The organism is Elioraea sp. (genome assembly GCF_051860475.1).
Classification (GTDB): domain Bacteria; phylum Pseudomonadota; class Alphaproteobacteria; order Acetobacterales; family Acetobacteraceae; genus Elioraea.
This window is the reverse complement of sequence record NZ_JBHYDW010000154.1, coordinates 1-9,854: the sequence shown is the minus strand read 5'-3', so window position 1 is coordinate 9,854 and position 9,854 is coordinate 1. Positions and strand designations below refer to the sequence as shown.

Annotated in this window: 10 protein-coding genes and 2 pseudogenes; 9 read left to right on the top strand and 3 right to left on the bottom strand. The window is 72.7% G+C overall.

The features are described from left to right. Positions 1-623, top strand: a pseudogene (locus tag ACTIFU_RS20010) (phage terminase large subunit); the annotation flags it as partial. Positions 624-814: 191 nt separating this feature from the next. Here ACTIFU_RS20010 and ACTIFU_RS20005 read toward each other — a convergent pair. Beyond that, positions 815-1,042, bottom strand: coding sequence for a hypothetical protein (locus ACTIFU_RS20005; protein ID WP_439580081.1), 228 nt, complete (start codon positions 1,040-1,042; stop codon positions 815-817). Positions 1,043-1,115: 73 nt separating this feature from the next. On the opposite strand from ACTIFU_RS20005, the gene ACTIFU_RS20000 reads away from it, so the two are divergent. Next, entirely contained in the window at positions 1,116-1,448 is a 333-nt protein-coding gene (locus tag ACTIFU_RS20000; protein ID WP_439580080.1) for a hypothetical protein, read from the top strand. 4 nt (positions 1,449-1,452) lie between these two features. Here the strand turns inward: ACTIFU_RS20000 and ACTIFU_RS19995 are convergent, their stop codons facing one another. Beyond that, positions 1,453-2,328, bottom strand: coding sequence for a DMT family transporter (locus tag ACTIFU_RS19995; RefSeq protein WP_439580079.1), 876 nt, complete (start codon positions 2,326-2,328; stop codon positions 1,453-1,455). Positions 2,329-2,392: 64 nt separating this feature from the next. Here ACTIFU_RS19995 and ACTIFU_RS19990 point away from each other — a divergent pair, with 64 nt between their 5' ends. Genes ACTIFU_RS19990 through ACTIFU_RS19980 form a run of 3 tightly spaced genes read left to right on the top strand, consistent with a single transcriptional unit; the run spans position 2,393 to position 5,605 of the window. Beyond that, positions 2,393-3,469 carry a quinone-dependent dihydroorotate dehydrogenase gene (locus tag ACTIFU_RS19990; RefSeq protein WP_439580078.1) on the top strand — a complete coding sequence of 359 codons (1,077 nt, stop codon included), beginning with the start codon at positions 2,393-2,395 and terminating at the stop codon, positions 3,467-3,469. Then, positions 3,466-4,341, top strand: coding sequence for a TIGR01459 family HAD-type hydrolase (locus tag ACTIFU_RS19985; protein WP_439580077.1), 876 nt, complete (start codon positions 3,466-3,468; stop codon positions 4,339-4,341). The genes ACTIFU_RS19990 and ACTIFU_RS19985 overlap by 4 nt, the downstream gene beginning before the upstream one ends. A 34-nt stretch (positions 4,342-4,375) precedes the next feature. Beyond that, positions 4,376-5,605: a multidrug effflux MFS transporter gene (locus ACTIFU_RS19980; RefSeq protein ID WP_439580076.1), complete on the top strand. Its 1,230-nt coding sequence runs from the start codon at positions 4,376-4,378 to the stop codon at positions 5,603-5,605. A 4-nt stretch (positions 5,606-5,609) separates the two neighbouring features. Here the strand turns inward: ACTIFU_RS19980 and ACTIFU_RS19975 are convergent, their stop codons facing one another. Beyond that, positions 5,610-6,179, bottom strand: a complete 570-nt coding sequence (locus tag ACTIFU_RS19975) for a YqgE/AlgH family protein (protein ID WP_439580075.1) — start codon at positions 6,177-6,179, stop codon at positions 5,610-5,612. 174 nt (positions 6,180-6,353) lie between these two features. On the opposite strand from ACTIFU_RS19975, the gene ACTIFU_RS19970 reads away from it, so the two are divergent. From ACTIFU_RS19970 to ACTIFU_RS19955, 4 genes and pseudogenes are all read left to right on the top strand, one after another. Beyond that, positions 6,354-8,393 carry a protein-disulfide reductase DsbD family protein gene (locus ACTIFU_RS19970; protein WP_439580074.1) on the top strand — a complete coding sequence of 680 codons (2,040 nt, stop codon included), beginning with the start codon at positions 6,354-6,356 and terminating at the stop codon, positions 8,391-8,393. Between the two features lie 58 nt (positions 8,394-8,451). Continuing rightward, complete coding sequence (locus ACTIFU_RS19965) at positions 8,452-8,934, top strand: peroxiredoxin (RefSeq protein WP_439580073.1); 483 nt, start codon at positions 8,452-8,454, stop codon at positions 8,932-8,934. A 112-nt stretch (positions 8,935-9,046) separates the two neighbouring features. After that, a pseudogene (locus ACTIFU_RS19960) lies at positions 9,047-9,370 on the top strand (DUF1194 domain-containing protein); the annotation flags it as partial. A gap of 10 nt (positions 9,371-9,380) precedes the next feature. Beyond that, a complete protein-coding gene (locus ACTIFU_RS19955) occupies positions 9,381-9,764 on the top strand; it encodes a DUF1194 domain-containing protein (protein ID WP_439580082.1) in 384 nt (127 codons plus the stop codon). The last annotated feature ends 90 nt before the right edge of the window (positions 9,765-9,854 follow it).

Sequence of the window (9,854 nt, the reverse complement as noted above, 5' to 3'; positions counted from 1 at the left end):
TCCGGCTGCTGCTCGGCGAGCGCACGATGGTCTCGGCGAGCGCGTTCTGGGACCCCGCCTTCGGCATCCCCGGCGCGGGCGACCGGTCGGTGTTCGCTGCCGTGTTCGCCGACGCCGACAGCCACCACTACCTGCACCGCGTGGCCTATCTCACCCACGACCCGGGCGGCGGAGCGGATGCGGCGACCCAGCTCTGCCGCCAGGTGGTGCGGCTCGCCGCAGAACTGAACCTGCCGTCGTTGACGGTCGAGAACAACGGGCTCGGCCGGTTCCTGCCGGGACTGCTGCGTGCCGAGATGGCGAAGGCGCGCGTGCCCTGTTCCGTGATGGAGAAGGCGAGCACGCGCAGCAAGGCCGAGCGCATCCTGAGCGCGCTCGAGCCGCTGCTCGCCGCGCGCCGGCTCTGGGCGCATCGCAGCGTCTTCGCGACCCCACTGATCGCCGAGATGCGCGAGTGGCGGCCAACGGGATCGAAGGGAGCGCATGACGACGGGCTCGACGCCGTGGCGGGTGCGATCCTCAACGAGAAGATGCGCATCGGCCGCGGCGCCGCGACGGCGCGGACCGAGGACTGGCGCGTGCCCGCGGGCGGCTTCACCGCCCGGCAGGACTTCAAGCCATGAGGGCGTGGTAACGTGACGTCATTGGAAGGCGCGGCGCCTGCCCTCGCCCTGACCTTCTCCCGCCGCGGCGGGAGGGGGGAGCTGGCGGTATCGTCGCGTCCCTTCTCCCCCGAAAGGCGGAGAAGGTCAGGATGAGGGGGCCATCGCCGTCAGCGAATGGCGCGGCGCAACGTGATCCTCCGCGAGCAGCCTCAGGCAGCCTCACGCGGCTGTTTCAGGATCTCGGTACGGTGCCGCTCGACCCCGGCCTCGGTGATCTCGTAGCGTCCGTCGGCGCGCTCGCAGCAGAGGCCCATGCGCGCCAGCCGCTCCAGGCACGGCCCGTCCTTCAGCCCGGGCGGGCGGCCGAGCGCGCGCACGATCTTCAGCCGGTTCAGCGCCGACCGGCAGCACGTCTCGAGATAGGGCTCGTCCCACATCGCGCTCAACGATATCGGCCACGCCGCGCGGCCGCGCAAGCGGCCTCGATCGCCGTCGCAGGAGTGTAACCGCATGGACGCCACCGGCATCAGCATCGAATGGTGGATCCGGGTCATCGAGATCCCGATCCTGGTCGGGCTGTTCAAGATGATGTGGGACATCAAGAAGGAGCTGATCACCCGGATCGAGCGCGTCGAGCACCGCCAGGTCGAGACCGCGGCGCGGCTGCGCGAGGAGCTCGCGGCATTCAAGCTGGAGGTCGCGCGCGGCTACGTCCCGATCCAGATGATGCGCGAGCTCGACCGGCGCGTCTCGCTCCAGCTGATGCGCATCGAGGAGAAGCTCGACGTGCTGGGGCCTCGGGCGCGCGGCCGCCGCGATCTGGGCGACGTGTTCGCCGAGTAGCGGACTATGCGCGCCCGCGTCGCTGGTCGCGCTGGTGGCCGAGGCAGGCCGCGACCACGATCGCCGCGCCGGCGAGATCGGCGAGACGGGGCGTGACGCCAAAGAACGCCGCGTCGAACAGCAGCGCCCAGACCATCGCGGTGAAATCGATCGGCGCGATCCGGGACGCCTCGGCCGCACGTACCGCCGCCGTGATGACCGCGTTGCCGGTCCCCCACAACGCTCCGTTCAGCACCAGCAGTGCCGCATCCTCGACCGACGGCGCGACCCAGGACGCGGCCGCGAACGGCCCGGCGACCAGCACGCCCATGGTCGCGGGCACCGCCATCGCGGCCGCCAGCCCCTCGCCCGTGCCGAGCCGGCGCGTGACCACCTTCATCCCGGCATAGCTGGCCGTGCCGGCCAGCGCCGCAGCGTAGCCGAGCGGCGAGCCGCCGCCGGTGAGCCCCGGTGCCGCCGAGATCACCACGCCGCCGAAGCCGAGCCCCGCCCACCCCCACGCGCTCGCCCCCACCTGTTCGCCGAGGAACGGGATCGCCAGCGCCATGGTCAGGAACGGCGCGGTGAACGAGACCACATAGGCCTCGAACAGCGGCAGCCGCGCGAAGGCCAGGAAGAACGAAAACGCCGCGGCGACGATCAGCGCCCCGCGCACCAGATGCAGCGGCAGGCGCCGCGGCGCGATCCCGCCCTCGCGCCACGCCAGCGGACCGGCCACCAGCAGGGCCGTGCCGCAGCGCATCGCGATCACCTGCGCAGCCCCGTACCCGGCCGAGAGCCACTTGGTGGTGACGTCGGTCAGCGCGAACAGCGCGATCCCGACCACCATCAGCACCACGCCGCGCACGTTCCCTCCGTCCCAGCCCCGCGCCCGCGTCATGCCTGCCGCAACGACGCGCGTCCAGCCTTCCCCCCCGCGCACGCTTGCGGCATGACCAGCCGCGATGGTCCCCGCGCTCGCCTCTTGCCTGATGCCGTTCGTGCGTCTGGTCGATGCCGAGACCGCGCACCGCCTCGCGGTCGCGGCGCTCGCGCGCGGGCTGATCGGGCGCACACGCCGGCCGCCCGACCCGCGTCTGGCCTGCCGTGTGATGGGGTTTGCGTTCGCCAACCCGCTCGGCCTCGCCGCCGGGTTCGACAAGCAGGCCGAGGCGATCCGGCCCCTGTTCGGACTCGGCTTCGGCTTCGTCGAGGTCGGCGGGGTGACGCTACGCCCGCAGCCCGGCAATCCCCGGCCGCGCGTGTTCCGGCTCGCAGAGGACCGGGCGGTGATCAACCGCTACGGGTTCAACAGCGACGGCTGGGCGACGGTGCGCGCGCGGATCGAGCGTGTGCGGGCCGGCGGAGCGCTCCCCGGCCCCCTCTGGCTCAATGTCGGGGTGAACAAGGACAGCACGGACCCGAATGCCGATTTCGCGGCGCTGCTCGCCGATGCCGCGACGCTGCTGGACGTGCTGGTGGTGAACGTGTCCTCGCCCAACACGCCCGGCCTGCGCGATCTGCAGGCGGGCGGGCGCCTCGGCACGCTGCTCGACACGGCGCAGGCGGCGCTCCCCGCCACCGGGTCGCGGGCCCGGCTGATGGTGAAGGTCGCGCCCGATCTCGACGACGACGCACTCGCCGCGATCATCGAGACCTCGATTGCGCGCGGCGTCGACGGGCTGGTCATCGGCAACACGACGCTCGCGCGTGCCCCCACCCTGCGCAGCCGGCACGCCCGCGAAACGGGCGGGCTCTCGGGCCGCCCGCTGTTCGCCCCCTCGACCGCCCTGCTCGCCAAGGCGGCCCGGCTCGCGCGCGGGCGGCTGGTCCTGGTCGGCGTTGGCGGCGTCGCCTCGGGCCGCGATGCCTATGCGAAGCTCCGTGCCGGGGCCGCGCTCGTGCAGCTCTACACCGCCCTGTCCTACGAAGGCCCCGCGCTCGTCGGACGCATTCTCGACGAGTTGTCCGCTGCCCTGGCTGCTGATGGCTTTGCCACCGTCGCCGAGGCGGTCGGCGCCGACCTGAGGGACCCCGCATGATTGCGCGACTGGACCGTTTCGCCCCCCTCGCCGAGCGCTATGACGGCTTCGTGCTCGACCTCTGGGGCGTGATCCATGACGGGGTGAACCCTTATCCCGGTGCGGTGCAGACGCTCGCAGGGCTCAGGCGTGCGGGCAAGCGCTCCGTTCTGCTCTCCAACGCGCCGCGCCGGTCGCATGCCGCGCAGACGGCGATGCGCACGATGGGCATTCCCGACGACCTGTATGACGGTATCCTGACCTCGGGCGAGGCGGTGCACCTGGCTATGCGTGACCGCACCGATCCCTGGTTCGCCCGCCTCGGCCGACATGTGTTCCACATCGGGCCGGAGCGCGACCGCAACGTGTTCGACACGCTCGATCTCGACGAGGTGCGCACGCCCGAGCAGGCGGGATTCGTTCTGAACACCGGGCCGGACGACCACAGGCCGGGCCAGACGGTCGAGGATTTCCTGCCGCTGCTGCAGCGCTGCCGCGCCGCCCGGCTGCCGATGATCTGCGCCAATCCGGACCTGGAGGTGATCCGCGGCGGCGTGCGCGTGATCTGCGCCGGCGCACTCGCCCAGGCCTATGCGGCGATGGGCGGGGACGTGAAGAGCCTCGGCAAGCCCGATCCGGCGATCTACCGGACCGTGTTCGACATGCTCGGCATCGCCGACCGGACCCGCATCCTCGCGGTGGGCGATGCGCTGCGCACCGACATCGCCGGTGCGGCCGCGGTGGGGATCGACGCCACCTGGGTGATCGGCGGCATCCACGCCGAGGAACTCGGCGCGGTGAACGGGACGCTGCCGCCCGAGGACGTGCTTGACCGCGCGGCCGCGGCGCAGGGGCTGACACCGATCGCGGCCCTGCCCGCGTTCGTGTGGTGAGGACGGGTCCGAGCGCGTCGTCTCGGACCCTATCATGACTCCGCCCGATAGCCCGGGGGAGCCCGCCGCGCCCGAGGCTCCGACGCGATCGCGCGCCGCGCCACCGGCCTGGATTCTGGTTGCGCTCACCAGCATCGGGCCGTTCAGCCTGCAGATCCTGCTGCCCTCGCTGCCGGGACTCGCGGTGAGCTTCGCGGTGCCGCCCGGCACGGCGCAGCTTGCGCTCACCTTCTATCTCGTCGGGGTGGCGGTCGGGCAGCTGTTCTACGGACCGCTCTCGGACCGGTTCGGCCGCCGCCCCTTCGCGCTGACCGGGCTCGCGCTGTTCCTGGTCGCCTCGGCGGGTGCGGCGGCGGCCGGTTCGATCTTCTGGCTGATCGCCGGACGGATGCTCCAGGCGGTCGGCGCGTGCAGCGGCATGGTGCTGGCGCGCGCGATGATCCGCGACTGCTACCCGCGCGACCGCGCCGCCTCGGTGATGGCCTATGTGTTCATGGGCATGACGGTCGCGCCGATGGTTGCCCCCGCGATCGGCGGGCTGATCGACGAGGCGCTGGGCTGGCGCGCGATCTTCGGGCTGAACGCCGTTGTCGGCGCGGTGCTGCTCGCGGCGGTCGCCCTGCGCCTGCCGGAGACGCTTGCCACACCGCAGCGCCTGCCCGGGATCGCGGGGTTCCTGCGCGCCAATCTGCCGCTGCTGCGACGACCGGCCTTCCTGGTGTTCGCCGGCAGCTTCGCCACCTCCTCGGGCGTGTTCTTCACCTTCCTCGCCGGCGCGCCGTTCGTGGTGGTCAACGGACTCGGCCTGCCACCGACCGCCTACGGTGTGGCCTTCATCGTCATCTCGCTCGCCTATGCGGGCGGGAACTTCGTCACAGCGCGGCTGGCGCAGCGGCTCGGCGTGGCGCGGCTGCTGATCGCCGGCACGGCCGTGACGTTCCTCGGTGCGGCGCTGTCGCTGCTGGCGGTGCTGGTGCTGCCGCTCTCGCTCGCGGTGGTGTTCGGCCCGCCGATGCTGATGGCGCTCGGCAACGGCGTGGCGCAGGCGAACGCGATGGCCGGTGCGGTGAGCGTGCGGCCCAAGCTCGCCGGCACCGCCTCGGGGCTGTCAGGCGCGATCCAGATGGCGTTCGGCGCGCTGATGACGGTGCTGGTCGGCGCGACCGAGACGGGCACGGGCGTCGCGACCGCAGTCTGCATGCTCGCCTCGGCGCTCGCCTGCCAGGCGCTGCTGTTCGCGGGGCGGCGCGCGGCGCTGATCTGAGCCGCTACGCCCGGCCGGCCGATCCCGACAGCAGCAGCGGATCGATCTTCAGCGACGCCAGTGCCTGGCGCCACTTCGCGCCGAGATCGCCCCCGAACACCAGCCGCTCGTCCGCCGGCACCGACAGCCAGGCGTTCTGCTGGATCTCCTCGTCGAGCTGGCCCGGCCCCCAACCGGCATAGCCGAGCGCCAGGATGCCCTCGCGCGGGCCGCCGCCGCGGGCGATCTCCTTCAGCACGTCGATGCTGGCGGTCAGCGCGAAGCCCTGATCGACCTGCAGCGACCCGTCCTGCACCCAGTCAGTGGTGTGCAGCACGAAGCCCCGCCCGGTCTCGACCGGGCCGCCGGCATGCATGCGGATCACCCGGCTGGGCGGCGCCGGCTCGATGCCGAGCTGGCGCAAGAGCGACTCGAAGCTCAGCCCGTCGAGCGGCTTGTTGATCACGATCCCCATCGCGCCGTCGGACGAGTGCGCACAGATGTACACCACCGTCTGCGCAAAGCGCGGGTCGCGCATCGCCGGCATGGCGATCAGCAGCTGGCCTGTCAGCCAGCCGCCCTCCTCTGAGTCCATGATGGTGTCCGAGTGTCCCATGGGCCAATCTAGCATGTTGGCGTTGACGGAGCGGACGACAAGCGTTCGCGGCGTGCCGGCTGGCGCGGCGCCGACCGGTCAATCCGGCGCGAGACCGACGTGCCGGCCTTGCGCGGGCGGGGCTGCCACGCCACCGTCGTGGTAGAGAACGCCATGCGCACGCGCACCTGTCTTGCTGCGGCCGCCCTGGTCGCGGGCCTGTCCGTCTGTGCGGTCGGAACGGCCGATGCTTCCGGCATCGGCGACTGGGCGCGCGGGGAGAAGGCCGATCTGCGGCTGGTGGCCGCCACCCAGGCGATCGGGCCAGGGCAGGAGGGTGTGCGGCTCGGGCTGCATGTACGCCTCGATCCCGGCTGGAAGATCTATTGGCGCAGCCCCGGCACCGCGGGACTGCCGCCGGCGCTCGACTGGGCGGAGTCCGCGAACCTGCGCGAGACGACGCTGCGCTGGCCCGCGCCAAAGCGCTTCGAGCTGTTCGGGCTGCAGAGCTACGGCTACGCCGACGAGGTCGTGCTGCCGATCGAGGCGCGGTTGGTCGACCCCGGCGCCGCGACCGCGCTGCGCGCTGATGTCGCGTACCTGGTCTGCCGCGACATCTGCATTCCCGGCGCGGCGCGGGTCGTGCTCGACCTCGGGGCCGGCCTGCCCGCGCCGTCCGCCGCTGCGCACCTGATCGACCGCTACGCCGGCCGGGTGCCGGTGCCGGCGGACACGGCCGGGGTGTCGCTCACGGCCGAGACCGGCAACCGCACGCTGGTGGTGATGGCGCGCGCCGAGCGACCCTTCGCGGCCCCGGACGTGTTCGTCGAGACCGCCGCGCTCTCGGACCTGCCGGCGCCCCGCGTCTCGCTCACCGATGGTGGCCGCGAGGCCCGCTTCGTGTTCCACGACGTGTCGGTGCCGGCGGGCGCAGCCCTGACCGCGACGCTGGTGGACGCATCGCTCGCCCTGGAGGGCGTCGCCGTCGCGGAGCAGGCGGCCCGGACCATCGGGACGGTGCTGCTGATCGCATTGCTCGGCGGGCTGATCCTCAACCTGATGCCCTGCGTACTGCCGGTGCTGGCGCTGAAGGTCACCGGGCTGGCGGGGCTCGCCGGGGCACGGCCAGCGGCGGCGCGGCTGTCGCTGCTTGCAACCGCCGCAGGGGTGCTGCTCTCCATGCTGGCGCTGGGCGCCGCGCTGGCAGGCGTGCGCGCGACGGGTGGGGCGATCGGCTGGGGCGTGCAGTTCCAGCAGCCGGTGTTCCTCGCCCTCATGGCCACGCTGACCGGGCTGTTCGCGTTCAATCTCTGGGGTCTGTTCACGATCGGCACGCCGCGCTGGGCCGATGGCCTCGCCGCGGCCGCACCGCGGCGCGGGCTCGCGGGCGATGTCGCGACCGGCGGCCTTGCGACGCTGCTCGCCACGCCGTGCTCGGCCCCGTTCGTCGGCACGGCGGCTGCCTGGGCGCTCACCCGCGGCACGGGCGAGATCCTCGCGGTGTTCGCCGCCCTCGGCACGGGGCTGGCGTTGCCCTGGCTCGCGCTCGCCGCCGCCCCACGGCTCGCGGCACTGCTGCCGCGGCCCGGCGCCTGGATGATCCGGCTGCGCGCCGTGATGGGCGTGCTGCTCGCCGGCACCTCCATCTGGCTGTTGACGGTGCTGGCGAAGCAGGTCGGCGACGGCGTGGCGATGGCCGCCGGCGCAGCGATGGCCTCTGCCGGACTGGCGCTCTGGCTCGCGCGCGGACGGCGCATCGCCGTGCCGGTGGCGGCGGCCCTCGCGTTCGGTGCGGTCACCCTGCCGGCCATCACCGGCGCCCCGCCGATCGCGGCCTCGACCGTGATGCCCGGCGTGCTCGCCTTCTCCGCCGAGGAGGCGGAGCGGCGCGCGCGCAGCGGCGAGACCCTGCTGGTCGACATCACCGCCGATTGGTGCGTCACCTGCCAGGTGAACAAGGCGATGGTGCTGGACCGCGGCGCGGTTGCCGAGCGGCTGCGCTCTGGCGCGGTCGGCGTGATGCGCGGCGACTGGACCCGGCCCGATCCGGCGATCGCGGCCTATCTCGCGCGGCACGGGCGGGTGGGGATTCCGTTCAACGCCGTCTACGGCCCGGCGGCGCCACAGGGCATCCCGCTGCCGGAACTGCTGACCGAAGGCATGGTGCTGGACGCGTTCTCGCGCGCCCATGGCAGCGCGCAGGCCGCCCGCTGACGGATCGCTCCGGACAGGCTATAGGGCGGGCATCTGCACCCAGGAGAGAGCCCGCGAGATGACGATCAAGGTCGGCGATACCATTCCGTCCGTGAAGCTGATGCAGGCCACGGCCGAGGGGCCGCGCGAGGTCAGCACCGACGAGATCTTCAAGGGCAAGACGGTCGTGCTGTTCGCCGTGCCCGGCGCGTTCACGCCGACCTGCTCGGCCAAGCACCTGCCGTCCTTCCTCTCCAACATCGACACGCTGAAGGCGAAGGGCGTGGACACGATCGCCTGTGTGGCGGTGAACGACGTGTTCGTGATGGATGCCTGGGCCAAGAGCCAGGACGTGGGCGACCGGATCGTGATGCTGGCGGATGGTTCCGGCGTGCTGACGCGCGCGCTGGGGCTGGAGCTCGATCTGACCGGGCGCGGGCTCGGCGTCCGCTCGCAGCGCTTCGCGCTCGTGGCCAAGGACGGGGTTGTGACGCATCTCGGCATCGAGGCGCCGGGCGGGTTCGAGGTCAGCAAGGGCGAGGCGATCCTCGCCGCGCTGTAGCGCACAGCGCCGAACGGCGCGTCGTGGCGGTGCTGCTGACCGCGGTGCCGCTGGCGGTGCAGGCCCGGCCGTCCGCTCGACCAGGCCCCACTGCGGTCGATACCGAGACGACGTGCAAGGCGAAGAACGCGATCGACACCGCGGTCCATCCCGGCGGGGATCGTCGGGATGGGCTTTGTGGGCGCTCGGCTTCGGCCTCGGCCGCGCCGATGACCAGCGGACCAAGCCCCTGCTCCGCCCGGCATCATGCGCGGCCAGCGTGCGGCGCGCGGTCACGAGCCCGGAACTCGCCCAGGTGGTGCGCGGCGGGGCACGGCAGCGCGTCGCGGTCGCCGTGATCGAGTGGGCAAGCCGCGGCCAGCAGAGCGTGACCGTGCCGTGGACCGTGATCGACACGCTGGCCGAGGCCGAGGCGGTGGCCGGGCGCATCCTGGCCGCGCGCGCCGCTGCCGGGCCATACCTCGATCAGCGGCGCGATCGACGCGGCGGTCGGCCTGTTCCGGCGGTTCGGGGCCGAGGCGGAGCGGCGCGTGCTCGACATCTCGGCGAACGGGGTGAGCAACGACGGCCGCCCGGTGGCGGAGGCGCGGGCCGCGGCGCTCGCGGCCGGCGTCACGATCAACGGCGTGGCGATCCTCGACGTCGAGCCGGCGCTGGACCGCTCCTACGCGGAGGAGGTGATCGGCGGCCCGGGCGCGTTCGTGGTGCGCGCGCGACATGGAGGCGTACCGGGCGGCGATCACGCGGAAGATGTTGGTCGAGGTGGCGGGGGCGACAATCTCAGGTGCCAGTATGTGAGTCGGAGATGGCAGTACCATTTGCTTTCGTAACGACGGCTGAGAGGGGTCTATCGGAAATTTCGTGTTTGGGGCCGTAGGGTGGAGCTGAAGGAGCCGCTGCATGCCACGCCGCAAACCGCC

Excerpts from the sequence above, each read along its gene's own strand:
- ACTIFU_RS20005 (WP_439580081.1), bottom strand. The coding sequence starts at position 1,042 with ATGTGGGACGAGCCCTATCTCGAGACGTGCTGCCGGTCGGCGCTGAAC.
- ACTIFU_RS20000 (WP_439580080.1), top strand. The coding sequence starts at position 1,116 with ATGGACGCCACCGGCATCAGCATCGAATGGTGGATCCGGGTCATCGAG.
- ACTIFU_RS19995 (WP_439580079.1), bottom strand. The coding sequence starts at position 2,328 with ATGACGCGGGCGCGGGGCTGGGACGGAGGGAACGTGCGCGGCGTGGTG.
- ACTIFU_RS19990 (WP_439580078.1), top strand. The coding sequence starts at position 2,393 with ATGGTCCCCGCGCTCGCCTCTTGCCTGATGCCGTTCGTGCGTCTGGTC.
- ACTIFU_RS19985 (WP_439580077.1), top strand. The coding sequence starts at position 3,466 with ATGATTGCGCGACTGGACCGTTTCGCCCCCCTCGCCGAGCGCTATGAC.
- ACTIFU_RS19980 (WP_439580076.1), top strand. The coding sequence starts at position 4,376 with ATGACTCCGCCCGATAGCCCGGGGGAGCCCGCCGCGCCCGAGGCTCCG.
- ACTIFU_RS19975 (WP_439580075.1), bottom strand. The coding sequence starts at position 6,179 with ATGGACTCAGAGGAGGGCGGCTGGCTGACAGGCCAGCTGCTGATCGCC.
- ACTIFU_RS19970 (WP_439580074.1), top strand. The coding sequence starts at position 6,354 with ATGCGCACGCGCACCTGTCTTGCTGCGGCCGCCCTGGTCGCGGGCCTG.
- ACTIFU_RS19965 (WP_439580073.1), top strand. The coding sequence starts at position 8,452 with ATGACGATCAAGGTCGGCGATACCATTCCGTCCGTGAAGCTGATGCAG.